Origin of the sequence: Streptomyces sp. NPDC002181, assembly GCF_042890485.1 — a bacterium.
Taxonomy (GTDB): Bacteria; Actinomycetota; Actinomycetes; order Streptomycetales; family Streptomycetaceae; genus Streptomyces.
In genome coordinates, this window is record NZ_JBIASC010000020.1 from 1 (window position 1) to 26148 (window position 26148).

16 protein-coding genes and 2 pseudogenes are annotated in these 26148 nt (G+C 70.2%); 12 read left to right on the forward strand and 6 right to left on the reverse strand.

Features of this window, described 5'->3' with window-relative positions:
* The first annotated feature begins 201 nt into the window (after positions 1-201).
* Both ACFYXV_RS32325 and ACFYXV_RS32330 read left to right on the forward strand, forming a co-directional pair.
* The gene (locus ACFYXV_RS32325) at positions 202-1323 is read left to right on the forward strand and encodes an adenosylhomocysteinase (RefSeq protein WP_389384841.1); all 1122 of its coding nucleotides are present in this window, start codon (positions 202-204) and stop codon (positions 1321-1323) included.
* Between the two features lie 5 nt (positions 1324-1328).
* Positions 1329-1871 carry an NUDIX hydrolase gene (locus tag ACFYXV_RS32330; RefSeq protein WP_389384842.1) on the forward strand — a complete coding sequence of 181 codons (543 nt, stop codon included), beginning with the start codon at positions 1329-1331 and terminating at the stop codon, positions 1869-1871.
* Between the two features lie 137 nt (positions 1872-2008).
* Here ACFYXV_RS32330 and ACFYXV_RS32335 read toward each other — a convergent pair whose 3' ends face one another.
* The 5 genes from ACFYXV_RS32335 to ACFYXV_RS32355 all read right to left on the reverse strand — a co-directional run bounded on the left by ACFYXV_RS32335 (position 2009) and on the right by ACFYXV_RS32355 (position 9370).
* Complete coding sequence (locus ACFYXV_RS32335) at positions 2009-3394, reverse strand: restriction endonuclease (protein ID WP_389384843.1); 1386 nt, start codon at positions 3392-3394, stop codon at positions 2009-2011.
* Between the two features lie 100 nt (positions 3395-3494).
* The gene (locus ACFYXV_RS32340; RefSeq protein WP_389384844.1) at positions 3495-3977 is read right to left on the reverse strand and encodes a hypothetical protein; all 483 of its coding nucleotides are present in this window, start codon (positions 3975-3977) and stop codon (positions 3495-3497) included.
* Position 3978: 1 nt separating this feature from the next.
* Positions 3979-6183 carry a hypothetical protein gene (locus tag ACFYXV_RS32345; RefSeq protein ID WP_389384845.1) on the reverse strand — a complete coding sequence of 735 codons (2205 nt, stop codon included), beginning with the start codon at positions 6181-6183 and terminating at the stop codon, positions 3979-3981.
* A complete protein-coding gene (locus tag ACFYXV_RS32350; protein ID WP_389384846.1) occupies positions 6180-7925 on the reverse strand; it encodes a hypothetical protein in 1746 nt (581 codons plus the stop codon). Before ACFYXV_RS32350 ends, ACFYXV_RS32345 begins: the two co-directional genes overlap by 4 nt.
* On the reverse strand, positions 7919-9370 hold the full coding sequence (locus ACFYXV_RS32355; RefSeq protein ID WP_389384847.1) for a site-specific integrase: 1452 nt from the start codon (positions 9368-9370) through the stop codon (positions 7919-7921). Before ACFYXV_RS32355 ends, ACFYXV_RS32350 begins: the two co-directional genes overlap by 7 nt.
* A gap of 104 nt (positions 9371-9474) precedes the next feature.
* Here ACFYXV_RS32355 and ACFYXV_RS32360 point away from each other — a divergent pair.
* The 3 genes and pseudogenes from ACFYXV_RS32360 to ACFYXV_RS32370 form a co-directional block, all read left to right on the forward strand.
* Positions 9475-9603 (forward strand): annotated as a pseudogene (locus ACFYXV_RS32360) (DUF4244 domain-containing protein); the annotation flags it as partial.
* Positions 9590-9967: a TadE family type IV pilus minor pilin gene (locus ACFYXV_RS32365; RefSeq protein ID WP_385468568.1), complete on the forward strand. Its 378-nt coding sequence runs from the start codon at positions 9590-9592 to the stop codon at positions 9965-9967. The pseudogene ACFYXV_RS32360 and the gene ACFYXV_RS32365, both read left to right, overlap by 14 nt.
* Positions 9964-10224, forward strand: a pseudogene (locus ACFYXV_RS32370) (Rv3654c family TadE-like protein); the annotation flags it as partial. The gene ACFYXV_RS32365 and the pseudogene ACFYXV_RS32370, both read left to right, overlap by 4 nt.
* A gap of 189 nt (positions 10225-10413) precedes the next feature.
* Here ACFYXV_RS32370 and ACFYXV_RS32375 read toward each other — a convergent pair.
* Positions 10414-12867: a DEAD/DEAH box helicase gene (locus ACFYXV_RS32375; RefSeq protein WP_385468571.1), complete on the reverse strand. Its 2454-nt coding sequence runs from the start codon at positions 12865-12867 to the stop codon at positions 10414-10416.
* Positions 12868-12948: 81 nt separating this feature from the next.
* Here ACFYXV_RS32375 and bldG point away from each other — a divergent pair, with 81 nt between their 5' ends.
* The 7 genes from bldG to tmk all read left to right on the forward strand — a co-directional run bounded on the left by bldG (position 12949) and on the right by tmk (position 26053).
* On the forward strand, positions 12949-13290 hold the full coding sequence (gene bldG, locus ACFYXV_RS32380) for an anti-sigma factor antagonist BldG (RefSeq protein ID WP_030152678.1): 342 nt from the start codon (positions 12949-12951) through the stop codon (positions 13288-13290).
* A 119-nt stretch (positions 13291-13409) separates the two neighbouring features.
* The gene (locus ACFYXV_RS32385; protein ID WP_048476303.1) at positions 13410-13850 is read left to right on the forward strand and encodes an ATP-binding protein; all 441 of its coding nucleotides are present in this window, start codon (positions 13410-13412) and stop codon (positions 13848-13850) included.
* A 394-nt stretch (positions 13851-14244) separates the two neighbouring features.
* A complete protein-coding gene (locus tag ACFYXV_RS32390) occupies positions 14245-16653 on the forward strand; it encodes a sodium-translocating pyrophosphatase (RefSeq protein ID WP_385468574.1) in 2409 nt (802 codons plus the stop codon).
* A 173-nt stretch (positions 16654-16826) separates the two neighbouring features.
* Positions 16827-17393: a small secreted protein gene (locus ACFYXV_RS32395; RefSeq protein WP_385468577.1), complete on the forward strand. Its 567-nt coding sequence runs from the start codon at positions 16827-16829 to the stop codon at positions 17391-17393.
* Positions 17394-17531: 138 nt separating this feature from the next.
* Positions 17532-19037 (forward strand): methyltransferase, encoded by a 1506-nt coding sequence (locus ACFYXV_RS32400; protein WP_389384848.1) that lies wholly within the window; start codon positions 17532-17534, stop codon positions 19035-19037.
* A 772-nt stretch (positions 19038-19809) separates the two neighbouring features.
* Entirely contained in the window at positions 19810-22644 is a 2835-nt protein-coding gene (gene topA / locus ACFYXV_RS32405) for a type I DNA topoisomerase (RefSeq protein ID WP_385468583.1), read from the forward strand.
* Positions 22645-22768: 124 nt separating this feature from the next.
* Positions 22769-26053, forward strand: coding sequence for a dTMP kinase (gene tmk, locus ACFYXV_RS32410; RefSeq protein WP_389384849.1), 3285 nt, complete (start codon positions 22769-22771; stop codon positions 26051-26053).
* The last annotated feature ends 95 nt before the right edge of the window (positions 26054-26148 follow it).

The following is a 26148-nucleotide window of genomic DNA, read 5'->3' on the forward strand; positions in this document are numbered from 1 at the left end:
TCTCAACCAGGTTCCTCAGCCGTGCTGCTTCCCGCGACGGAGCTGGGGACGTTCATCCGTACGCGACTGGGGAGCTTAGCTCGTACGCCGACACCTAACGCCACATATGCCCCTGAAGGCATCTATGCGGCCTTGTATTACGCCCCCGAATGTTCCTGCACCCCATGCACGGCCCCCATCTCGCCACGAGAGGTCACTGCCATGGAAACCTTCGAACGCGCACGGCTGGACGCATACTTCTCCAAGGTCGCGGCCCAGTTCACCCCGGACGATCGGCCAGCATCGTTCCTGGTCACGCACCTGCTGCCCGAGCGGCCCTCCTTCGTCCGCGCGGTCGCCCAGATGACCACGCTGAAGGCAGTGCTGCCCAAGCCCAAGTCCATCAGCGCTGCTGCCCAGCGCGAGGTCGAGCACACAGTCCCGGTCGATGCCCTGACCCGCGGCCTGTTCACCGACCCCGACTCCGCCCTGGACTACCTCGAGTCCCGGGCCGCCGGCGAAACCCTCGCCCTGCTGGACGTTGGCGGATACTTCGCCCCCACCCTCGAGGCAGTGGACAGCCGCTTCACAGGCAGGATCGCCGGGGTGATCGAGGACACCGAGAACGGCCACCGCCGCTACGAGGACCTCAACAAACTGCCCTGCCCCGTCGTCTCGGTGGCCCGGTCGCCCCTGAAGGACCCCGAGGACTTCCTCGTCGGCCAATCCGTCGTCTTCTCCACCGAGGCCGTCATCCGCGGATGCGGCGACATCCTCCACGGCCGGCCCGCCCTCGTTCTCGGCTTCGGCAAACTCGGCTCCTCCATCGCCCGGCTCCTGCACGCCAAAGGCATTCAGGTCACCGTCTTCGACATCGACCCCGTCCGCCGCACCCAGGCTCTCTCCCAGGGCTTCACCGTCGCCCGCAGCCGTGAAGCCGCCCTGACTGGCGCCGGCCTGGTCCTTTGCGCGACCGGCGCGATCTCCCTGCGGGGCGAGGACTTCGCCCACCTCCGTAACGGCGCCTACATCGCCACTGTCACCAGCAGCGAGGACGAGCTGGACCTGAACGGACTGCCGGACGTCTACACCCGCACCACCGTCGGCGACCACGTCACCCGCTACCAGACCACCGGCCATTACTTCTATCTGGCGAACGGTGGCAACGCCGTCAACTTCATCCACGGCGCCAGCGTTGGGCCGTTCATCTTCCTGATCCAGGCCGAGATCCTCGCCGCGATCAGGATGCTCACCCGTGGAGACCTCGCCCCCGGCATCCACGAGGTCCCCCCGGCCGACCGCGCCGCCATCGCGGCGACCTGGCTCAACTACTTCAACAGGTGATCACCATGACCATCACAGCCGACCACATCCGCACCACCCTCACCGCTTACCTCGACCAGTACCCCGAGAGCAAGCGCGAACATGAGGTCATCCTCGGTCTCCTCGACGACGGCGACGACCTCACCAGCCGCAAGGCCTCGCCCGGACACGTGACTGCCGGCGCGATCCTCGTCCGCGCCGACGGCCGGATCCTGCACATTCTTCACAACGTCACCGGCAAGTGGCTGCTGCCCGGTGGCCACATCGAGCCGAACGACGACACCCTCCTCCAGGCCGCCGGTCGTGAACTCACCGAGGAGACCGGTATTCCGCCCCACGTGGTCACCCCACACTGCGAGACCCCCCTCCACGTCGACGTCCACCCCATCGACGCCAACCCCGCCAAGGACGAGCCAGCCCACCAGCACTTCGACTTCCGGTTCCTGTTCCGCACCACCGCCGACATCGGTGATCTCCAGACCGAAGAGGTCTCCGACGCCACCTGGCGCGAGCTCGACACCATCGCGGATCCGCAACTGCGACACCGCATCTCCGACGCCCTTCGCTGATCACCACCTGCATCACAGCCCCGGAACCGTCCCTGGCCGTCCTCGCGACAGGTCACACGGCCGGGGCTCTGTCACTTCTGCATCCTCTGCCCAGCCCAGTCCGGGGCAGGAGTAGAAGCCGCTCCGCACTCGACCACTCAGCCTGCTTCATCTCCATGCCGATTGGAACGCCATGCCATCCCGTGATTCTCCAACACCGTGAAGATCACACCTCCGCCACTGTCAGGCCGATTCTTATCGGCAGCACCGTCTGGGGTTTCTTTTCGGAACTTCAGCACGCGCTGAAGTGATTGGACAATGTTCTCCGGAGTCACTTTATTCGAAACGACCAGGGGGCATCCATCCGACACATCGGCGCCGACGGTGCACGGTTCGCCCAGCGACTCGATAACCAGGAACGAATCAGGTTCCTTCTGTCCGCCGGCCACGAGTAGATCCCAGACCTCCACGCCCCCAAGGCTATTGACCTCGTGCGGGCTGTCAGCAGTGACGCGAGAGCAATCCTGTGCGCACGGCTCGAGCAGATCGTTACGAGCAAATGCCAGTGCTGGGATCAAAACAGAGTCGTGCCACAGTTGTAGCTGCTGCGAATCCTCTTTAATTTCTTCACCGCCAGTAACGAACTCCCAGATGTCGCAAGTGAGTGGAGCCGCCAAATCCTCTGGCAGGAGAAGTAGGGATGCGTTTAGGATGCGACTCGAAGCAGCCCAGACTCGCATTGATTCTAGAGGGCGTGCCATGTCTGCTTTCCCTAGCCAGCTAGGCAGGTTAACAAGGGCTGTCACCAGTGCGGCCGGAGTGTCTGGTTCTGTGAGTAGCTGCCACCAGGGGCGCTGGCGGGGGATCTGGATTCCCTCGGCATAGAGAAACATCGCCACTGCTTCTGAGAGCAGCGAAGATTCCAGTACGGTAAGCCAATCCCGCCGCTTCCAAAAAAACTGAAGATCGAGGGCGGTGGGCTCCTCGCCCAGCTCCTGGAATCGCATAACTAGCATGCGGAGGCGTTCTTCGTCAGAAAGGGAATTGGGCAGGTAGCGGGCGGCCACGGTTGGATAGCGCTGCACGAGACGGTCGAGCTGATCTCGATCCCAAAGTCTCACCATGGGACGCGCAAACGCTCGAGTCCGTTCATCCACCCAGTCGCGCGTTGGGTTGCTGAACCTGCTATTGGTAGCAACCACGAGTACATCCAGTTCAGCTCGGGCACTTGCGTCTAGAACGGCTTGCTGAACCGCTCCACGTTCAACGGTACTGGACCTGCCCTTACATTCAGTCCACCAGGTCTGACGGTCCAGTTCCCCATCGGGGCCTGGGCGGTCAAAGACTGCCTCGAGGTCTCGGCCACCGTCTGAGGCGGTGATGCCGCTGGTGCTACCCGCGCGCCAAACAAGTCGATTTGCACCCATGGCGTCCAACAGTCCGTAGAGTAGTTCTTCTAGCTGAAGCCCTGAGACTTTTTCCCAGAGAATGCGAGTGACCGTACCTTGTGTTAATTCCTGGTTGAATGTCGGATTCTCGTTCAATGCACAGTCCTCTCTAGCTCACAGGATGATCGCTAAGGCTTGGCGGCAGGTAAGTGGATCTTCTTTCGGCCTCGCCCTTATTCTGTTCAAGTCCCGGCCCCTATCCGGGCGTCCGGCTTCGGGAAGCCGGGAGGGAACGGACGTTGCCAGCATCCGCGACCTGGGATCGAAGCCGTTCGATCTCAGCATGCTGGGCGGCGATCCGGGAGACGGCCAGCTTCTTGAACTCGGTCAGATCGGCCAGGGCCTCGTCCCGCTTGGCGACCCGGTCCTGGAGATCGGTGACCTGGGCTTTGAGGCGTTCGATCTGTGCCGCCCGCGGGTCGGTGATCTGCCCAGCCTGCTGCAGGGCCCGCAGCCGGCGCTCGAACTCTTCACCGAGGTGCTGGTAGGGGCCGGAGCGGACGGTTCCGTCGCGGTTCTTCTTGGGGTAAAACGCGGTGCGGCTGACTCCGGCCTGGTCTGCGAGGGTCTTGATGTCGCACTTTCCGCCGGGCGGCAGGTCTCCGGTCAGCAGTCGATCCATTGCAGCTCGGATGGATGCCTCGTTGCGGTTGCGGGTGTCTTCGGTGATGCGGGGCATCTCATTGCTCTCCGAGTCTGGTGTTGGCCGCGGTGATCTCGTTCACGATCTGCTGGGCCCGCTCGAGTTCGGGCCGCAGCCGTGCCTTCTCGGCCTTCGGGAACCGGGGGTTGTCCAGGAAGACGGTGTTGCTGGCTGCAGTGTTCTGCCACACGGGCAGGTGGCACGGATGGTGGGTGGCCTGCGGGCATCGGGCCGAGTCGCACAACCCGGCCAGAGGCTTGGTCGCGTTCGGCGTCCCGGCGAGCTTGAGGCACAGGGCCCTTGAGGGGTCCTGGAACCAGCAGTAGTTCGCTGTCTGCACGTGCAGGCTCTTGGCCCGTTGCTTGAGCAGCATCTCGAGACGACGGTCGTTGTCGAGAACGGCCGCGGGCCCCGGTTGATGTTCCTGGAGGACATCGTCGATGTGCTCGAACGCCTTGATCAGATCCCGTGCCCCCGGGCCCGCCGGCACGTTCCCGTTCCGGTAGTCGCGGTATGCGGCTTCCGTCAGTTCGAGGTGATGCTGTTCTTGCGCTCGCTCGACTTCCGCGAGGAGGGATCCCTGGGAGCCGCCGGGCTTGTGGGCGTACCCCTCTGTGGTGACCACCGACACGTGCTTGAGATGGATCTTGGCAGCGAGGAGACCGCCGGGACGGTGGGCCAAGGTCAGGGCAAGGGTGCGCCGGAGCATCCGCCCGTTGACAGGACCCGCGGGAATCGGGGCCAGGCCCAGCCGCTGGCCCTCGGGACTGTTGACCCAGTCGCGGAGACGTCCGTGGAGGAAGTCAGTGGGGGACATGGGGAAGACCTGCCCGTCGGCGGCGGCCTGATTGAGGCGGGCGGCCAGCTGCACGGCGCGATAGGCCGGCTCGAGGACCACCCACTCTGCCGGGACACCGCCCAGATCATGGCCCTTGATCAGCCGGGACTTGAGCCGGAACCGCTGGGTGTCTCCGGAGACGGTGACCGGGTCCTGCGGAGAGAGTGGTGTGAGCTCGTCGAGTTCGCTGGCCCGCATCCCGCTGATCGAGGCGACGAGGACGCGGCAGGCGGCCAAGACCAGGAATGCCAGGTCCCGCAGCTGCTGCCCGGTCAACGGCATGGTCCACGGCACTGGCGTCTCATCGCCGTACCGGGGGATGCAGGGCGCATCCCGTGCGAAGCCACCCGCAATCCCGACCTTCGTGACGGCGTCCTCGAGCATCGGACGAACAGATTCGACCAGCCGGTAGGGGAAGGCGGAGTAGTTCGTCCGCTCGTTGATAAGCCGACTCACATGGACGCGGACCAGCGGATCCTCCGGATCCGCCCCTTCGCCGATGCGTTTGGCCAGCAGGCGGCCATCCAGCTCCGGCAACGGCTGCCCCCGGCGTACGTAGGAGTCGACGATCTGGGAGAACGTCGCACCGGTCGTGCGCGAGATGCTCCGCATGGTGGACGAGGACCGGGTCTCAACCTCGTTGAGGAGCCGTTCGAACTCGGCGGCGACCAGGGGGCTAAGCGTCTCGGTGAGGTAGAGAGCGGCAGCGACGGTCGGCTGGAAAACCTCCTCGGCCACGGCTGGCACGGAGTTCTCCTGCTTGTTCTTCCAGCCCGCCACGTCCGTGAGAGCGAGCCCAGGCCACGGCACGAACCCCGGCCGGTATGAGGTCTTGCTGAACAGCTCTTGGTAGTAGCCCAGGTTCCGAACGGGCTGCAGGATGGTGAGCATCGTGCCAGCGCTGATCGGCCCCATTCCACGGGTTGGATGCGTGCGCTTCAGGCGCATCACACGGTAGACGTCGCAGTGTTCCTGCATCACCGCGGTGAGATCAGCCAGGCCCTGGGCGGTCAGGAAGTTCAGCCACCGAACCAACTGCACGCAGATGTTGAAGCAGCTGGTCGGCTTGTAGGCGGTGCGGGCGGCGTCCGGGATTGCCAGGACGAGCTCGTGATCGGGGACGGCCAGGGCGAAGATGTACTCCTTCGCCGTGAGCCGGAACGCTGGGTCGATGATCGTGCGGAAATCCAGCCGTCTGGTGTTGGACCTGGCGCTCTTGGGCATGTCCCGCACCCCGGTCAGGTCCCAGAAATCCTCATCGAAGTTCGGTCTGGGCCCGCCGGGCACGACCTCCCAGCCCGCTGAACGGCAAACGTCCAGTCCGGCGAACGGCGAGGCCGCGGCCCACTGCGCCGGTATGGGCCCGGCGGGCATTTCCACGACAGCACCGCGTGAGGCGTTCACAGGCTCATCTCCTCGGGCCGCAGCGGGAGCTCGGCATCGATGTCGTGGACTTCGGTGGATGCTGCTTGCAGTACCTGGGGCTGGAACCGGGGCAGGATCTCGTGGTCGAGCCGGTCCGCGTACGGGGCGAAGACAGCGAGGAACTGGTCAATGGTCATCTGCCGGGACTGCCGGGCGAAGTACGCCTTCAGCCGCAGCAGATTCGGCGCATGTCGGGGGAGGAACACCGACAGCGGACAGAGCAGGCACACCCAGGGCCGTGCGGGGCATGGCTTGCCCTTCGGCCCGTGCAGGCCGGCGAGCTGGTTCGAGCATGCGGCGGTGAAGACGTCCATCTCGCCGCCGAGCAACTCGGCCATGGCGCCTTCGTCCAGACCCAGCCGGGCCAACTCCTTCGGCACCGCGGCCGCGAACTGCGCCGCCTCTTCCTCATCAAGCACGACCGGAGGACGTGAACGCCGAAGAATGTCGCCCTGAGCGTCCTCGATGATCGCCTCTACCGACTCGGCCTGCGCCGGCGTGGTGGTAGAGACGTAGTGGCTGCCCTCCACGGTCGTTGAGTGGTTGGGGTCAATCCTGGTGCGTCCGGTCCAGCCCCGACGGGCGAGCATGTTGTGATAGGTCGTACGGATCCGCCCGGCGTGGAGTATCAGCCGATCACCGTCATCCGTTCGCAGGTCGAGTTCCGCGGCGACTTCCTTGCGAGCCTTCTTGCCGCTCGCGTGCGAGCTGATGGGCGAGAGCACACCAAGCCTGCTGCCGGGCTGGTCTGGAAGGGACTCACTGTTCAGGCTGATCCACACGTGCTCAGTGCACTCCGGTGGAGCGAACTTCCTCAGTGGCTCCACCAATTCCAGCCACGCGTCCAGCAGTCGGATGGCTCGGGAGGGAAGGCTGACACCTTCCGGGCCGCGACGGTTCTTCATGTAGTCCATCAGAAGCGTGCGGTCGCCGGCCCAGGTGAAGTCCTCCAGGCCAAGGCCCCGAACACCGTCCGGTACCACCCCGCTGTAGACGCCGAACAAGGTTCGTACCGTGTACGCCGCACGGACCGACGGGAACAGCGCCGAACGCACAGCGATGTACTGGGCACCCACTCCGTCTCGGAAGGCATCGCGTGTCACGCCCAGCACGGCCGCCGCATCCTTGACCTTCAGGGGCCCCTGGTCCAGAAGAAGAACGGCGAAGTTCTGGCGGTTCAGCCCGCCACTGGAAGGATCCGGGCCGAGGCATGCCAGGGCCACGGCCTCTCGGTGATTGGCCAGCATCCCCTTGACCCGCGCCCGCAAGCGCGACTCGAGCTGGCGCCACTCGTCATCGGTGTACGGGTCAAGCGGACTTCCACCAACGGGCTGCTTGACCGGCCGCCCGGCCAGATGCTTCCGCAGAGCGGGCTCCACCCGCTCTCCACACCCCTGCAGCAGCTTGCGTGTCCGCTGGACGCGAGTGCCGGTGGCGGACATCCAGTACCGCAGCATGAGCGGCTTGGTCAGTTCCTCCACGCCGCCACGGAAGCCGGTGTCGTGGAGTTCGTCAACCATCCGCCGAATCGTGGAGGCGTACTGGACCGCGCCGATGCGACGGCTGACGTCACCCAGTGGGTGGATCAGCTGGACCATGCCGAGCGCGAGGTCCTCCGTGAGCCTGGGGTTCGGCGTCTTGTCCAGCATGGCTGTCCACGCGGTGCGGTTGGGGAAGATGCACTCAACTCGCAACGGATCGTGCTCGATCCGGGTCACCATGCTGCGTCATCTCCTTCGTCATCGAACTCGGCGGCGGCCTCCGCCGCCGATTCCCCGTCGTATTTGTTGGCCCCGCGGTAGAAGTCCCGGTAGACCCGATGGACATCGAGACGCTGGAGGTAGATTTCCGTCGTCGTCACGCTCGCGTGCCCGAGCAGGTCACGCAGCACCAGCATCGGGTCCTGCTTGGTCAGGTAGAGCGCGAGTGCCGCGTCCTCGTCCACGTCGGCGATCAGAGCTGCGGCCCGCGCGTAGTGGCCCTTGACCAGCTTCTCCAGGGTGGCCATGGCGAAGGTGTGCCGGAGCAAGTGCGGGCCCACCGTCGGGAAGCGAGGCTCGAAGTCGCGCCGGATGCGCACGGATGTGCGGCGGAACGTCGTCGCCCAGTCAGTGAACGGGCTGCCGTTGGACTGAACCGCGTTGATCGCGGGAGTTCCCTCTGGCGTCACTAGCTGCAACCGCTCTTCCGGCGTCAGCTTCCGCCACGACACCCGCCGGCCATCGATCTTCGCTCCCTCCCAGTCCGGCGCCGAGATGACCAGGCGAGGTCCCAGCCGCTGATCTGGGACGTACTCGCGCCCGAGCAGGACAGCAGCCCTGTCCAGCTCGATGTACTGCCAGAACTCCTCCAGGGCTTCGTAACTCACCCAGGTCTCACGGGCCTTCTTGCCCTTCGTGATCTGAGCGGCCAGCGGGAATCGGACCGGTACCGTACTGCGGCGCGGCGGAAGTCCCGGAAGCTCGTACGTCAGCAGGTGGGTGAACTCCTGAGCGCGTAGACCGCTTGAGATCACCAGCCGCCCCATGGCGGCGTTGCGCCCGAGGTGACGCCCCCGGAAGCCGTCAGGTTCGCCGTCCGGACCGAGACCACCCAAACCCTGCAGAAACAGCCGCCGGAAGTCGGCATCGAGGTACTTCACCTTGGAGTGGGCCTTCGCCCGCCGAAGGGTCGCGGTGTTCCGGCGCGTCTGCTGTACTCCGGCCTCCGTGTACCGCCTGACCACGGCATACGTGAACGGCTGTGCGGAGCAAAAGCCCTGGTCAACCGCCCAGGCGTAGAAGCGGGCCACCGTGTTCACGTTGAGGTCCCACGTGCCCTCATCCCACCGGGCAGCCAACGGGCCGGAGAATCGGTACTCAGAGAAGGCGCTCAGTGCTGACCGCAACTCATCGCGGTCACTGAACGGATTGACGCCCCGCTCGGCAAGGAACTCCAGCCAACTGCGTAGGGCATGGGCGTACGTCTTCCACGTCAGACGCCCCGGAGCCCCGCTGACCGGAAGCTCCCGCAGCCACAGATTCGCAACCGCCGCCGGCCGCAAAATCCCGTCCTCCTCCAGAAGCAGATCGTCATCAATGAGTACGGGCATGCCATCCGGAATTAATGGCCGCCTACCAAGGCCCCATGAGGCCCAGTTATTTGAGCTGAAGAAGGTCAGATGCACGCTTGGAGGCTACGTATCCGACACACTTCGATGCAACGGTTTTCGAAGATCTGCAACGAATGGACTGACGTCCTATGCGACACGGCAACTAAGCAGGGATTCCTTCTGAATACGCCATGGGCACGATCGCGGCCTGTGCATTCGCTGCCGTTCTGTACAAGGTGGTGACGAGTGACGCGGTCTCGACGGCACTTCAGTCGACCATCGGGAAGGCACTCGATGTGCCGTTCTGAGGGAAAGCGCCGGGGGCCGGGCGACCGGGGATATGTGACGGCGGAGGCCGCCCTGGTGATTCCCGCCCTGGTGCTCTTCGCGGCACTGCTGGTGTGGGCGCTGATGGCGGCGGCCGGGCAGATCCGGTGCGTGGACGCGGCCCGGGCCGGAGCCCGGGCGGCGGCCCGCTCGGAGCCGCCGGGCGTGGCGGAGGCGGCGGCCCGGGCGGCCGCCCCGCCGGGGGCGCGGGTGGGGCTGGAGCGGGAGGGGGACCTGTGGCGGGTCCGGGTCTCCGCGCCGGCCCCGGGCCCGGGCGGGCTGCCGGTGCGGCTCGGCGCTCAGGCGGTGGCCCTGGCCGAGGACAGCGTGGGGCCGCCGCCATGAGCCGGGACCGGGGGTCGGCGACGGTGTGGGCGGCGCTGGTGGCGACGGTGCTGGGGGCGGTGTTCGGCGGGGTGCTGCTGCTCGGCCAGGCCGTCGTGGCCCGGCACCGGGCGGCGGCCGCCGCCGACCTGGGCGCCCTCGCGGCGGCCGCGACCTGGACCCACGGCCCGGAAGCCGCCTGCGCGGCGGCGCGCCGGGTCGCGGGGGCCCAGGGCGCGGCGGTGACCGCCTGCGTCGTCCAGGGCGAGGTCGTCGAGGTGTCGGCCCGCCCCGCGACCGGCCCGTTCACCCCGGCGATCCGCGCCCGCGCGGGTCCGCCCGTGTCCGGCCCCGGTGGGTCCGGGGCCCGTACGGCTCCTGCGGCGGCCCGTGCGGGCCGTGCGGGCTCCGGCCGGGAGGGCCCGGCCGGAGCCGGCCCCGGCCGGCCTGGGCTCCCCGTACGGGCGTCAGGCGGGCGGGGCCTCGGCCAGGAGACGGGTCAGGAGGCGGATCGCGCCGCGCTTGTGGAGGGGGTCGTTGCCGTTGCCGCACTTGGGGGACTGGATGCAGGACGGGCAGCCGGCCTCGCATTCGCAGGCGGCGATGGCGTCGCGGGTGGCCGTCAGCCAGGCTCGGGCCGTGTGGAAGGCCCGCTCCGCGAATCCGGCGCCGCCGGGGTGGCCGTCGTAGACGAACACGGTCGGCAGGAGCGTGTCGGGATGCAGCGGGACGGAGACCCCGCCGATGTCCCAGCGGTCGCAGGTGGCGAACAGCGGGAGCAGGCCGATGGAGGCGTGCTCGGCGGCGTGCAGGGCGCCGCCGAGGATCTCCGGGTTGATCCGGGCCTCGTCGAGCTGGTCCTCGGTCACGGTCCACCACACGGCCCGGGTGCGCAGGGTGCGGGGCGGCAGGTCCAGCTTGGCCTCGCCGAGCACCTCACCGGTGATCAGCTTGCGGCGCAGGTACGAGACGACCTGGTTGGTCACCTCGACCGAGCCGAAACAGAGCCGCGCCGGGCCCCAGGGGATCTCGGTCTCGGTCTCCAGGACGGAGATGGCGGTGGTGTCGCGCGCGGTCGTCGAGAACGGCGGGCTGGACTCCTCGACCAGGGCCACCGAGTCCTCCAGGTCCAGGTGCTTCACCAGATAGGTGCGGCCCTGGTGGAGGTGGACGGCCCCGTCGTGGACGGCGGTGTGGGCCGCAGACTCGTCGACCGTGCCCAGCAGGCGCCCCGTGGCCGCCTCGACGATCTGCACGGGGCGGCCGCCCTCCCCCCGGATGTCTGTCAGGTCCGAGGCCCTCTCCCGGCGGGTCCAGTGCCAGCCCGACGCCCGGCGGCGCAGCAGTTTGGCCGTCTCCAGCTGCGGGATGAGCTCCGCGGCCGCCGGACCGAACAGGGCGAGGTCCACCTCCGTCAGCGGGAGCTCGGCGGCGGCCGCGCACAGGTGCGGGGCGAGGACGTACGGGTTGTCCGGATCCAGGACCGTGGCCTCCACCGGCCGGCGGAACAGGGCCTCCGGATGGTGGACGAGATAGGTGTCCAGGGGGTCGTCCCGGGCGATCAGCACGGCCAGGGCGCCCCGGCCCGAGCGCCCGGCCCGGCCCGCCTGCTGCCACAGGGAGGCCCGGGTGCCCGGGTACCCGGTGATCAGGACGGCGTCCAGGCCCGAGACGTCCACGCCCAGCTCCAGGGCCGTGGTGGCGGCCAGGCCGAGCAGCTCGCCGGAGTGCAGGGCCCGCTCCAGCGCCCGGCGCTCCTCGGGCAGGTAGCCGCCCCGGTAGGCCGCGACCCGCCGGGGCAGGGACCGGTCCACCTCGGCCAGCCGCTCCTGGGCGATCACCGAGATCAGCTCCGCGCCGCGCCGGGAGCGGACGAAGGCGACCGTACGGACCCCCTGGACGACCAGGTCGGTCAGCAGGTCGGCGGTCTCCGCAGTGGCGGTGCGGCGCACCGGCGCGCCCTTCTCGCCCCGCAGCTCGGTCAGCGGGGGCTCCCACAGGGCGAAGACGACCTCGCCGCGCGGGGAGGCGTCGTCGGCGACCTCCAGGACGGGCATGCCCGTCAGCCGGGACGCGGCGGCCGCCGGGTCGCTCGCGGTGGCCGAGGCCAGGAGGAAGACCGGATCGGCGCCGTAGCGGGCGCACAGCCGCCGCAGGCGGCGCAGCACCTGGGCCACGTGGGAGCCGAAAACGCCCCGGTAGGTGTGGCACTCGTCGATGACCACGTAGCGCAGCGCGCGCAGGAAGGAGGACCAGCGGGGGTGGGCGGGCAGGATCCCCCGGTGCAGCATGTCGGGGTTGGTGAGCACGTAGTTCGCGTACTGGCGCACCCATTCGCGTTCCTCGACCGGCGTGTCGCCGTCGTAGACGGCGGGCCGGACCGCGTTGCCGAGGGGCGCGGCCAGCTCCCGTACGGCGCGCCGCTGGTCGGCCGCCAGCGCCTTGGTCGGGGCCAGGTAGAGGGCGGTGGCCCCGCGTCCGTTCGGGGCCTCGGCGCCGTCCGCGAGGGCGGAGAGCACGGGCGCCAGGTAGGCCAGCGACTTGCCGGAGGCGGTGCCGGTGGCGACGACCACCGAGTGGCCGTCCAGGGCGTGCTCGGCGGCCGCGGCCTGGTGTTCCCACGGATGTTCGATGCCCGCCGCCTGGATCGCGGCTACGACATCCGTTCGGATGCGGTCGGGCCAGACTGCATGACGACCCTCCCGAGGGGGCAAGTGCTCCGTATGGGTGATGCGCGCAGCTCGAGAAGGCCCCCGTGAGAGCCGGTCCAGGACCGTGCCGGGAGTGGGTCGAGGGTCCTCGGGTGCCGTGGGCCGACCGGGACGGTGAGTATTGGCCATTGGAACCGAGTGTGTCACCGGCGTGCGGGACAATGGTCGGAAGGCGTCGTGCGCGCCTGCCGGTAAGTGATTGAATGCCATCGCGGCAGCCAATCCCTCCCCTGCCTACGGGTGGGGAGGCCCCTGGGGGGCGCCGCTCGATAGCAAGGTGCTGGAGGATCCGTGGACCTGTCCCTGTCGACTCGCACTGTCGGCGACCGTACGGTCGTGGAGGTCGGTGGCGAGATTGATGTGTATACCGCGCCCAAGCTGCGCGAGCAGTTGGTCGAGTTGGTGAACGACGGCAGTTACCACCTGGTGGTCGACATGGAGCGAGTGGACTTCCTCGACTCCACCGGGCTTGGTGTGCTGGTGGGAGGTCTCAAGCGCGTCCGTGCGCACGAGGGCTCGCTGCGTCTGGTGTGCAACCAGGAGCGCATCCTGAAGATTTTCCGCATCACCGGCCTGACGAAGGTGTTCCCGATCCACACGACCGTGGAAGACGCCGTCGCAGCCACCGACTGACGGCTTCACCCTCCGGGGCGCCGTGAGGCGCCGCGGGGGGAGCCGAAGAGGAGCGGGGGCGCGGGCCGAGGGCGGTCCGGGCCTCTGTAAGGCACGCCCGTAGTCCGAGGGGGACGCGCATGGCCACCGTTGAACTGCGCTTCAGCGCCCAGCCCGAACACGTCCGGACGGCCCGCCTCGTCGCGGCCGCCGTGGCGCGGCGGGCCGGCGTGGACGAAGCCGTGCTCGACGAGGTCCGCCTCGCCGTGGGCGAGGCCTGCTCGCGCGCCGTCGGTCTGCACCTCAGCAACGGGCTGACCGCGCCCGTCCGGGTGGTCCTGACCGAGGAGGAGAAGCTGTTCTCCATCGAGGTCGGCGACGAGGTGCCCGGACCGGCCGGCGGCCCGGAGGGCACCGTGTCCGGCATCGACGCCACCCTGGACCCGGACACCGAGACCGAGGACGAGATGGGCCTCGCGGTGATCAGCGGGCTCGTCGACGACGTCGAGGTGACGAGCGGGGAGGGGGGCGGGACCATCCGGATGAGCTGGCCCGTGTCCGGGGCGTCGGATCGCCCGTAGTCCTGCCGGTCCTGCCTGCCTCGACCGTCCTGCGAATCCTGCCGGTCGTGCGAATCCTGGCGGTCTCGACGGTCTCGACGGCCCCGTCAGGCCGGGCAGTCCCGTGGGCTCCGCACATCCCGCCGGTCCCACGCTTCCCATAGCCCGGAGATTTTTCCGATCTTCATCAAGGCCCTGCTGAGCAGGGCCTTTTTTCATACCCCGCAGCATTTCCTAGATCAATGATCAGGCGTCAATGCCTTTGTCCCATTACCCCTTTCGAGGGTAATGGAGTGACGCGATCTATTGCTGAGGAGCAAGAGAAGGCCAATTCCGTTTCCTGCGCACTGTTTTGATCGGGGAGACCTCCCTACAATCCGTCCACATCTTGAGCTCATCACGTCAAGGAGGACGAATGACGGGGCTCTTCACCCCCAACGCGCCGGTCGGAAACTCCGATCTGGCAGCCGCCGTACTCACCGATGACAATCGGCTCATCGTCATGGTGATCGCGGCCGTGGCACTTGCCGCACTCGTCGTCGCGCAGATCCTGGTCCGCCAGGTACTCGCCGCCGACGAGGGAACCGACAGCATGAAGAAAATCGCAGCCGCCGTCCAGGAAGGCGCCAACGCCTACCTCGGCCGGCAGCTGCGCACCCTCGGGATCTTCGCCGTCGTCGTGTTCTTCCTGCTCTTCCTGCTCCCCGCCGACGACTGGACCCAGCGGGCGGGGCGTTCCGCCTTCTTCCTCGTGGGCGCCCTCTTCTCGGCGGCCACCGGCTACATCGGCATGCGCCTCGCGGTCCGCGCCAACGTGCGCGTCGCCGCCGCGGCGCGCGAGGCGACCCCCGCCGAGGGCGAGCCCGCCAAGGACCTCACCGACGTCTCGCACAAGGCCATGCGGATCGCCTTCCGCACCGGCGGCGTCGTCGGCATGTTCACCGTCGGCCTCGGCCTGCTCGGCGCCTCCTGCGTCGTCCTGGTCTACGCCGCCGACGCCCCCAAGGTCCTGGAGGGCTTCGGCCTCGGCGCCGCCCTGATCGCGATGTTCATGCGCGTGGGCGGCGGCATCTTCACCAAGGCCGCCGACGTCGGCGCCGACCTGGTCGGCAAGGTCGAGCAGGGCATTCCGGAGGACGACCCGCGCAATGCCGCGACCATCGCCGACAATGTGGGCGACAACGTCGGCGACTGCGCCGGCATGGCGGCCGACCTCTTCGAGTCGTACGCCGTGACCCTCGTGGCCGCACTGATCCTCGGCAAGGCCGCCTTCGGCGACCTCGGCCTGGCCTTCCCGCTGATCGTCCCCGCGATCGGCGTGGTCACCGCCATGATCGGCATCTTCGCGGTCTCCCCGCGCCACTCCGACCGCAGCGGAATGACCGCCATCAACCGCGGCTTCTTCATCTCCGCCGTGATCTCGATGGTCCTGGTGGCGATCGCCGTCTTCGTCTACCTCCCGTCCAGCTACAAGGACCTGATCGGCGTCGAGAACGCCACGATCACCAACCACGAGGGCGACCCGCGCATCCTGGCCCTCGTCGCCGTGGCGATCGGCATCCTGCTCGCGGCCCTGATCCAGCAGCTGACCGGCTACTTCACCGAGACCAACCGCCGTCCCGTCCGGGACATCGGCAAGTCCTCCCTGACCGGCGCGGCCACCGTCATCCTCGCCGGCATCTCCATCGGCCTGGAGTCCGCCGTCTACACGGCGCTGCTCATCGGCCTCGGCGTGTACGGGGCGTTCCTGCTCGGCGGCACGTCGATCATGCTCGCGCTCTTCGCGGTGGCCCTCGCCGGCACCGGCCTGCTCACCACCGTCGGCGTCATCGTCGCCATGGACACCTTCGGGCCCGTCTCCGACAACGCCCAGGGCATCGCCGAGATGTCCGGCGACGTCGAGGGCGCCGGTGCGCAGGTCCTGACCGACCTGGACGCCGTCGGCAACACCACCAAGGCCATCACCAAGGGCATCGCGATCGCCACCGCCGTGCTGGCCGCGGCCGCGCTGTTCGGCTCGTACAGCGACGCCATCGCCAACGCGGTCAAGGAAGTCGGCGCCAAGGCCGGGGAGATGAACCTCAGCCTGGACATCGCCCAGCCCAACAACCTGGTCGGCCTGATCCTGGGCGCGGCGGTCGTGTTCCTGTTCTCCGGCCTCGCCATCAACGCCGTCTCCCGCTCCGCGGGCGCCGTCGTCTACGAGGTGCGCCGCCAGTTCCGCGAGCACCCCGGGATCATGGACTACACCGAGAAGCCCGAGTACGGGCGCGTCGTGGACATCTGCACCAAGGACGCGCTGCGCGAGCTCGCCACGCCCGGCCTGCTCGCCGTCCTCACCCCGATCGCGGTCGGGTTCTCGCTCGGCGTCGGCGCGCTCGGCTCGTTCCTCGCGGGCGCCATCGGCACCGGCACCCTGATGGCCGTCTTCCTCGCCAACTCCGGCGGCGCGTGGGACAACGCGAAGAAGCTCGTCGAGGACGGCCACCACGGCGGCAAGGGCAGCGAGGCCCACGCCGCGACCGTCATCGGCGACACGGTCGGCGACCCGTTCAAGGACACCGCGGGTCCCGCGATCAACCCGCTGCTCAAGGTCATGAACCTGGTGGCGCTGCTGATCGCCCCGGCGGTCGTGCAGTTCAGCTACGGCCCCGACACGAGCGCGACCGTGCGCGCGATCGTCGCGGTCTTGGCCATCGCCGTCATCATCGGCGCGGTGTACATCTCCAAGCGCCGCGGCATCGCGGTCGGGGACGACACGGAGGGCGAAGGCGCGCCCGCCGAGCGGGCGGCCCAGCAGGCCGATCCCGCGGTGGTTTCCTGACCCGAGCGGTGACCCTCGGAGGGGCCTGCGGGCCCGGTCGGGCCGAGGACTCGAAGGTACGCCCGAACGGCGGACAGGCGGCGCGGACTGACGCGCCGTCTGTCCGCCTTTCTGCGTGCCCGGATGGCGGGCGTGTATCTTCCGGGCCGAGAGCCTTCGAAGGGACCAATCCGGTGAACAAGAAGTTTGCGGCCGCGGTGTCCGGCGGTGCGGTACTGATGCTCGTGCTGTCCGGTTGCGGCGGCGACGACGGGGATGAGAAGGCCAACGCCTGGGCCAAGAAGGTCTGCGACAAGTGGCAGCCCGAGCTGAAGAAGATCGAGACCGCCAACGCGGACATCAAGCGGGTGGCGACCGAGAGCAGCAAGCCCGAAGAGGTGCAGACGACCGACTCGGCGGCGTTCGGGACCATGTCCGCGTCGTACAAGGCGATGGGAACCGCCCTCCAGGGCGCGGGGGTTCCGCCGGTCAAGGACGGTCAGACGACGCAGGCCGCGGCGATCAAGGGCTTCGAGGAGTCCTCCAAGGGCTACGCCGACCTGAAGACGAAGATGGAGGGTCTGGACCCGAAGGACCAGACGAAGTTCGCCGACGGCCTCAAGGAGGTGGCCGGCGGACTCGACGCGGCCACCCAGGGCGGCAAGAACGCGCTCAGCACACTCAAGACGGGCGGCCTGGACAAGGCGATGAACGGCCAGAAGGGCTGCCAGGTGGCGGCGCCCTCGGCATCTCCGAAGTGAGGTAGCCCGCGGCAGCCGGCCGTACGGGGGCTCGGGGCGGACGGGTTCCGGGGAAACCGGCCGCCCCGGCGCGTGCATCGTCGGCAACAGCGGCCGCGCGGCATACGCATCGGGGGCGGCAGCCGACACAATGGTTCGGTGAGTACCACCAGCCTTCCCTCGCCCGACCGCGCCGCCGAGCTCCGCACGGCCCTGCTCGCCGCCGGCTTCACCGCCGACGGCCTGCTCGACCTGCTCGGCGCCCCCGCCTACGCCGCGCTGGCCCGCAGTGAGACGGTCCCCGCCCTGCGCGCCACGCGCGGCGGCGGGGACGGCCCGCTCGCGAGCCTGGTCCGGCTGTTCCTGCTCCAGCAGCCGGAGCCGTACGTGAACGCCGCCCGGGCGCTGCCCGTCGAGACCGCGCTGGCGGACGGCTGGCTGCGCCGCGAGGGCGACGAGCTGCACGCCACCGTCGACGTGCGCCCGTACGGCGGCCCCGACGGCGAGGACTGGTTCATCGTCTCCGACCTCGGCTGCGCCGTCGGTGGGGCCGGCGGGATCGGCAGCCGCGAGGAGGGCGTCGTCCTCGGCGTCGGCGGGGCCTCCACCACCCTGGCCGGGATCACCGTCCGCACCCCGGTCGGCAGCGCCCTCGACCTCGGCACCGGATCCGGCATCCAGGCCCTGCACGCCGCCCGGCACGCCACCCGGGTCACCGCGACCGACGTCAACCCCCGGGCCCTGGACTTCACCCGGCTGACCCTGGCGCTGTCCGGCGCCCAGGAGGCCGAGCTGCTTCAGGGGTCGCTGTTCGAGCCGGTCGGCGGGGCCACGTACGACCTGATCGTGTCGAACCCGCCGTTCGTGATCTCCCCCGGCGCCCGGCTGACGTACCGCGACGGCGGGATGGGCGGCGACGACCTGTGCCGGACCCTCGTCCAGGAGGCCGGCGCGCACCTCAACCCCGGCGGGTACGCGCAGTTCCTCGGCAACTGGCAGCACGTGGAGGGCGAGGACTGGCACGACCGGGTCCGGGCCTGGGTGCCGCGCGGCTGCGACGCGTGGATCGTGCAGCGTGACGTGCAGGACGTCACGCAGTACGCGGAGCTGTGGCTGCGCGACGCGGGCGACCACCGCACGGACCCGGCCGAGTACGCGCGGCGGTACGAGGACTGGCTGGACGAGTTCGAGGCGCGCAAGACCAAGGCCGTCGGCTTCGGCTGGATCACCCTGCGGCGCAGCGACGCGGCCGAGCCGTCGATCGTGGTCGAGGAGTGGCCGCACTCGGTGGAGCAGCCGCTCGGCGATGCCGTCGTGGCCCACTTCGCCCGCCAGGACTACCTGCGCGACCACGACGACGCGGCCCTGCTGGAGGCGCGCTTCGTGCTGGCGGCGGAGGTCGTCCAGGAGCAGGTCGGCGCGCCCGGCGCGGAGGATCCGGAGCACGTGGTCCTGCGGCAGAACCGCGGGATGCGCCGCGCGACCAAGGTCGACACGGTCGGGGCGGGCTTCGCGGGAGTGTGCGACGGCTCACTCACGGCGGGCCGGATCCTGGACGCGATCGCGCACCTGGTGCAGGAGGATCCCGTGGTGCTGCGCGACCGGACTCCGGAGGCGATCAGGGTCCTGGTCGAGCAGGGATTCCTGGAGCCGGCCGAGGGCTGACGGGGCTCCGGCGAGCGTGGCCGAAACCGGCGGGTAACCCGGGGTTCGCGGGCCACCGCACGGTGGGCGGAAGGCCCGCGCCCGGGGGTGCGTACGCGTCCCGGCGGGCGGGGTCCGGGGGGATCCGTACGGGATCCGCCGAACGGCCGGGGAGCAGGTGGGAGTAAGGGGGGAGCGGCATGGAGGGCGGTCCGGCGATCATCGCGGCGGCCGTCTTCCCGGCCGTTCGCAACGGCTCTCCCGGGCCGGACGGGGGCGTGCGCGGCGCGCCGGGCGCCGGTGGCCGAGGGTGTGCGCCCCGCCGTGGCCGTACCGCTGGTACCGCTCGCCGCAGGGACCTCCACGCCGCGCGGCGTCCGGAGTTCCGTACGACGGTGGTCACGGGCCGGCCGCGGGGCCGGTCACGAGCCGACCGGAGCCTGATCGGACCTGATCACCGGTTCGGGACCGGCCCGTCCGCCGACGCGGCCACCGACGCGGTCACCGACACGGGCGCCGACGCGGTCACCGGCGCGCCGACCCGCCCGGTTCCGCGACGTAAACGGGACGTCAGACGGGGTGCGGAGGCGGGGCCAGACGGCCCCCTGGCCACCCGGCCCGGTGATCGCTACGGGTCCGGCGCGGTATCCGGGCGGCAGAAATGGCACTTGTCGGGTTACCGTTCGAGTGGCCGTTGCGGGCTTCCGCCGTTTGACACGGGGGCGGGTTGTACCGTCACACTCCGCAGCGTCGCCGTACCGCGACCGAGTGCCGACCGGAGAGAAGAGCCAAGTTGTCCCCGACTAGCGAGACCGCAAAGGGCGGCCGCCGACTCGTCATCGTCGAGTCCCCTGCCAAGGCGAAGACGATCAAGGGCTACCTCGGCCCCGGATACGTCGTCGAGGCGAGCGTCGGGCACATCCGCGACCTCCCCAGCGGCGCGGCCGAGGTCCCCGACAAGTACACGGGCGAGGTCCGCCGCCTCGGCGTCGACGTCGAGCACGACTTCGCGCCGATCTACGTGGTCAACGCGGACAAGAAGGCCCAGGTCAGGAAGCTCAAGGAGCTGCTGGCCGAGTCCGACGAACTCTTCCTCGCCACCGATGAGGACCGCGAGGGCGAAGCCATCGCGTGGCACCTGCAGGAAGTCCTCAAGCCCAAGGTCCCCGTCCACCGGATGGTCTTCCACGAGATCACCAAGGACGCGATCCGCGACGCCGTCGCCAACCCGCGCGAGCTCAACCAGCGCATGGTCGACGCCCAGGAGACCCGCCGCATCCTCGACCGCCTCTACGGCTACGAGGTCTCGCCGGTCCTGTGGAAGAAGGTCATGCCGAAGCTGTCGGCGGGCCGCGTCCAGTCGGTGGCCACCCGCCTCGTCGTCGAGCGGGAGCGCGAGCGCATCGCCTTCCGCTCCGCCGAGTACTGGGACCTGACCGGAACCTTCTCCACCGGCCGCGCCGGTGACGCCTCCGACCCCTCGACGCTGGTCGCCCGCCTGAACACGGTGGACGGCAAGCGCGTCGCGCAGGGCCGCGACTTCGGCTCGAACGGGCAGCTCAAGAGCGAGGTGCTGCACCTCGACGAGGCGAACGCGCGGGCGCTGGCCGCCGCGCTGGCGGACGCCTCGTTCGCCGTCCGCTCGGTCGAGTCCAAGCCGTACCGCCGCTCCCCGTACGCGCCCTTCCGCACGACGACGCTCCAGCAGGAGGCCTCGCGCAAGCTGGGCTTCGGCGCGAAGGCGACGATGCAGGTGGCGCAGAAGCTGTACGAGAACGGCTTCATCACCTACATGCGTACCGACTCCACCACGCTGTCCGACACCGCGGTGTCGGCGGCGCGGGCGCAGGTCACGCAGCTCTACGGGGCCGACTACCTGCCGGAGAAGCCGCGCGTCTACGCCGGCAAGGTCAAGAACGCGCAGGAGGCCCACGAGGCGATCCGTCCCTCGGGTGATCGTTTCCGCACGCCGGCCGAGACGGGTCTGACCGGCGACCAGTTCCGCCTGTACGAGCTGATCTGGAAGCGGACCGTCGCCTCCCAGATGAAGGACGCGGTCGGCAACAGCGTCACCGTGAAGATCGGCGGCCGGGCCTCCGACGGACGCGACGCCGAGTTCAGCGCCTCCGGCAAGACGATCACCTTCCACGGGTTCATGAAGGCGTACGTCGAGGGCGCGGACGACCCGAACGCCGAGCTCGACGACCGCGAGAAGCGCCTGCCGCAGGTCGCGGAGGGCGACGCGCTGTCGGCCGAGGAGATCACGGCGGACGGGCACTCCACCAAGCCGCCGGCCCGCTACACCGAGGCCTCGCTGGTCAAGGAGCTCGAAGAGCGCGAGATCGGCCGCCCGTCGACGTACGCGTCGATCATCGGCACGATCCTCGACCGCGGATACGTCTTCAAGAAGGGCACGGCGCTCGTGCCGTCCTTCCTGTCGTTCGCCGTGGTGAACCTGCTGGAGACGCACTTCGGGCGGCTCGTCGACTACGACTTCACCGCGAAGATGGAGGACGACCTCGACCGCATCGCGCGGGGCGAGGCCCAGTCCGTGCCGTGGCTGAAGCGGTTCTACTTCGGCTCCGAGGACGCGTCGGAGGTCGTGCCGGCCGACGGCGACCACCTCGGCGGCCTGAAGGAGCTGGTCACGGACCTCGGCGCGATCGACGCCCGGGAGATCTCCTCCTTCCCGGTCGGCGAAGGCATCGTGCTGCGCGTCGGCCGCTACGGGCCGTACGTGGAGCGCGGCGAGAAGGACGCGGAGGGCCACCAGCGCGCCGACGTTCCGGACGACATGGCTCCGGACGAGCTGACGATCGAGTACGCGGAGGAGCTCTTCGCGAAGCCGAGCGGCGAGTTCGAGCTGGGCAAGGACCCGGTGAGCGGGAACCAGATCGTCGCGAAGGACGGTCGCTACGGGCCGTACGTGACGGAGATCCTCCCCGAGGGCACCCCGAAGACCGGCAAGAACGCGGTCAAGCCGCGGACGGCCTCGCTCTTCAAGTCCATGAGCCTGGACACGGTCACCCTCGACGAGGCGCTGAAGCTGATGTCGCTGCCGCGCGTGGTCGGCGCGGACGCGGAAGGCGTGGAGATCACGGCCCAGAACGGCCGCTACGGCCCGTACCTGAAGAAGGGCACGGACTCGCGGTCGCTGGAGACCGAGGACCAGCTGTTCTCGATCACCCTGGACGAGGCCCTCGCGATCTACGCCCAGCCGAAGCAGCGCGGGCGCGCCGCTGCCAAGCCGCCGCTGAAGGAGCTGGGCACGGACCCGGTCAGCGAGAAGCCGGTGGTCGTCAAGGACGGCCGCTTCGGACCGTACGTGACGGACGGCGAGACGAACGCGACGCTGCGGCGGGACGACGACGTCGAGACGATCACGCCGGAGCGCGGCTACGAGCTGCTGGCGGAGAAGCGCGCCAAGGGCCCGGCCAAGAAGACGGCGAAGAAGGCCCCGGCCAAGAAGGCGCCCGCGAAGAAGGCCACGGCGACCAAGGCCGCCACGGCGAAGAAGACGGCGGCGAAGACGACGACGGCGAAGAAGACCGCCGCCAAGAAGACGACGACGGCGAAGAAGACGGTGGCCAAGAAGGCGGCGGCCGCCGCCCCCGCGTCGGACGACTGACCGCCCCCCGGGCCCGTGCGGATCGCACGGGCCCGGGGCCTTCGCGCCGCGGTGGGGCCGGGGTCACACCGGATGGTCATCCACAGGCTCCGCAGCTGCCAGGCGCAGCGGATAGGCTGGGCGGATGACGCGAGCCGAGCAGCCAACGGTCGTGACCGCCCCCGCGAACCCCACCTACGACGAAGCCCTCGCCGCGGATTCCCGCGAGCGTGCGGTGCGCGCCCTGCTGCGCACCCCCAGACTGCGTCGGTTGTGGAGCGCCCAGCTGGTGAGCGGCATCGGAGACGCCCTCGCCCTGCTGGTGCTGGTGCTGCTGGCCTTTCAGATCGCCGTCTCCGAAGAGACCTTCGGCAGCGGCTACCAGGGCTGGGCCCTCACCATCGCCGCCGTCTTCGGGGTCCGGATCCTCGCCACCCTGATCTTCGGCGCCGTCCTGCTCGGTCCGCTGGCAGGCCTCCTCGCCCCGAAGGAGGCCGGCGGCAGGCTGGACCGCCGCTGGACGATGCTCGGCGCCGACGGGATCCGGCTCGGCCTGTTCGTCGTCGCCCCGCTCTGGCTCGACTGGATCCCGGCCCACGCGCTGACCGCGCTGCTGGCCACCGTCTTCGTCTCCGGCGTCGCAGAGCGGCTGTGGACCCTGGCCAAGGACAGCGCGGCCCCCGCCCTGCTGCCCTCGCCGCCGCCGGAGGGCGCCACCGTACGACCGCTGCCGGACCACCTCGACGCGCTGCGCCGGCTGAACCTGCGCACGTCCTTCGCCGCGCTGCCCGTCGCCGCCGCCGTACTGCTCGTGGCGACCCTGGTCGGCAAGGCCCTCGGCCTGGGCGTGGACTGGTTCGCCGAGAACCAGGCCGCCCTGGGCTCGTACGTGGCCGCCGGCCTCTTCGCGGCCTCCGTCTCGCTGCTGCTCCCGCTGGTGCTGCCCGCGGCGAAGACCCCGCGCCCGCGATCCCCGCTGGAGGGCCTGCGCGCCCCCAAGGCGGGGGACCGGCCGGAGAAGGGGCGTACGGGGGCCATTCCGCTGCTCGTCCTCGCCTGCGCCGCCGTGGCCGGAGCCGTGGCCAGTGCCGCCGCCGTGGCCGTGCTGCACGCCTTCGACCTGGGCGGCGGTCCCGCCACGTACGCGCTGCTCGTCCTGGCACTGCTCGGCGGTACCGCCATCGGCATCCGCGCCGCGCAGGCCGGCAAGGTGCTGCCCGCGCTGTCGCGGCGCCGGCTGCTGGCCCTGGCCATCGCGGTGGCCGGGCTCGCGCTGCTGCTGACCGGGCTGGTGCCGGACACCGCGACCGTCCTGTTCCTGTCGCTGCTCGCCGGCACCGCCGCGGGCGTGGCCGCCAACACCGGGCACACCCTGCTCGACCAGGAGACCGAGGAGTTCCGCCGGGCCCGGGTCACCGAGCACTTGCAGGCCGTCGTACGCGTGGCCGTGGCCATCGGCGCGGTCCTCGCGCCGGCCCTGGCCGCGGCGATCGGCCCGCACCGGCTGGCCTCCGGGGACGTCGTCTTCGCGCACGGCGGGGCCGCCTTCACCCTGATGCTGGTCGGCGCCCTGCTGCTGCCCGTTGCCGTCGTCGTGCTCGCCAAGGCCGACGACCGCAGCGGCGTGCCGCTGCGCCGTGACTTGCGCGAGGCGCTGCGCGGCGGGGAGCCGGTGCAGGCGGCGTCCGACGCCGGGTTCTTCATCGCGCTGGAGGGCGGCGACGGCGCCGGCAAGTCCACGCAGGTCGAGGCCCTGGCCGACTGGATACGGGGCAAGGGCCACGAGGTCGTCGTGACCCGCGAGCCCGGGGCCACCCCGGTCGGCAAGAGGCTCCGCTCGATCCTGCTCGACGTCTCCTCGGCCGGACTGTCGCACCGCGCCGAGGCGCTGCTGTACGCCGCCGACCGCGCGGAGCACGTGGACACCGTGGTGCGGCCCGCCCTGGAGCGCGGCGCGGTGGTCATCTCCGACCGCTACATCGACTCCTCGGTCGCGTACCAGGGCGCCGGGCGCGACCTGTCCCCGACCGAGATCGCCAGGATCTCGCGCTGGGCCACCGACGGACTCGTACCGAACCTGACCGTGCTGCTCGACGTATCGCCGGAGGCGGCGCGCGAGCGGTTCACGGAGGCCCCGGACCGGCTGGAGTCGGAGCCGGCCGAGTTCCACCAGCGGGTGCGGGCCGGGTTCCTGACGCTGGCCGCGGCCGACCCCGGGCGCTACCTGGTCGTCGACGCAGGCCAGGACCCGGAGTCCGTGACCACCGTCGTACGCCACCGCCTGGACCGGATGCTTCCGCTCTCGGAGGCCGAGGTGGCGGCTCAGGCCGAGGCCCGGCGCAAGGCCGAGGAGGACGCCCGGCGCAGGGCCGAGGAAGAGGCGGCGCGCAAGGCGGAGGAAGAGCGGCTGCGCGCGGAGGAGGAAGCCCGGCTGAAGGCCGAGGCGGAAGCCGCCCGGATCAAGGCCGAGGCCGAGGCCGCCCGCAAGGCGGAAGAGGAGCGGCTGCGCGCCGAGGAGGAGGCCCGTGCCCGGGCCGAGGCCGAGCGGCTGCGCGCCGAGGCCGAGGAGAAGGCCCGCGCGGCGGAGCAGGAGCGGCTGCGAAGGCAGGCCGAGGAGGAGGCCCGGCTGCGCGCCGAGGCCGAGGAGCGGCGGCTGGAGAAGCAGCGGCGTGCCGAGGAGGCCCTGCTGAGGGCCGAGGAGGCGCGCCGGCTGGCGGAGGCCTCGGCGGCAGCGGCGGCGGCGCAGGCCGCAGCGGCGGCATCGGCTGCGGCGGCCGCTCCGGCGCCGGCCGCGGCCCCCGTGCCCGCTCCGGAACCGGTGGCTCCGGCTGCTGCGGCTCCCGCCCGCAAGGTGCCCATGACCAAGGAGCCGCTGCCGGACGACGTGACGGTGGAGACCCCGATGGTCAAGCGGGTCGTCCAGCCGGACGACGTGACGCAGACGGTCCCGGTCCCGAAGATCGACCCGGCGGCGGAGACCTCGGTCCTGCCCGCCGTACCGGCATCCGGTCCGGCGGACGAGACGGCGGTCCTGCCGCCTGTGCGGCCCTCGCGTACGAGCCCTCCGGCCGGTGGTCAGGGCCCGTCCGGCGCCTCCGGGCCGTCCGGCCCGGCCCGGTCCGCCACGCGGCCGACGGCCCGCCGGCCGCAGGAGAGCCCGGCCGACCGGGTGCCGCCGGGCATCTTCCGGGACGCCGGCGAGGACGCCACCCGTGAGCTCCCGGTCTTCGGCGCCGACGGCCGCCCGGCCGGGCAGGGCCAGGAGGACCGGTCGGACCGGTCGGACCGGTCGGCGGGGACGGCGAACCGGCCGCGGCCGGCCTGGGCCGAGGAGACCCCGCTGGACGACCTGCCGACCCTCGCGGACGAGCTGCTCGGCCCGCGCCGGGACGACGAGGGCGAAGAAGGCGGTCCGCGCGGCCGTCGCTGACGGGGGTTGTCAGTGGCGCACGCCACACTGGGGGCGGGCAGGAGCAGGACGAGCGGTACGGACGGCCGAGGCGACGACGGCCGGTGAAAGGCGGT

Excerpts from the sequence above, each read along its gene's own strand:
- ACFYXV_RS32330 (WP_389384842.1), top strand. The coding sequence starts at position 1,329 with ATGACCATCACAGCCGACCACATCCGCACCACCCTCACCGCTTACCTC.
- tmk (WP_389384849.1), top strand. The coding sequence starts at position 22,769 with ATGACGCGAGCCGAGCAGCCAACGGTCGTGACCGCCCCCGCGAACCCC.
- ACFYXV_RS32375 (WP_385468571.1), bottom strand. The coding sequence starts at position 12,867 with ATGGCATTCAATCACTTACCGGCAGGCGCGCACGACGCCTTCCGACCA.
- ACFYXV_RS32390 (WP_385468574.1), top strand. The coding sequence starts at position 14,245 with ATGACGGGGCTCTTCACCCCCAACGCGCCGGTCGGAAACTCCGATCTG.
- ACFYXV_RS32365 (WP_385468568.1), top strand. The coding sequence starts at position 9,590 with ATGTGCCGTTCTGAGGGAAAGCGCCGGGGGCCGGGCGACCGGGGATAT.
- ACFYXV_RS32350 (WP_389384846.1), bottom strand. The coding sequence starts at position 7,925 with ATGGTGACCCGGATCGAGCACGATCCGTTGCGAGTTGAGTGCATCTTC.
- ACFYXV_RS32385 (WP_048476303.1), top strand. The coding sequence starts at position 13,410 with ATGGCCACCGTTGAACTGCGCTTCAGCGCCCAGCCCGAACACGTCCGG.
- ACFYXV_RS32325 (WP_389384841.1), top strand. The coding sequence starts at position 202 with ATGGAAACCTTCGAACGCGCACGGCTGGACGCATACTTCTCCAAGGTC.
- ACFYXV_RS32340 (WP_389384844.1), bottom strand. The coding sequence starts at position 3,977 with ATGCCCCGCATCACCGAAGACACCCGCAACCGCAACGAGGCATCCATC.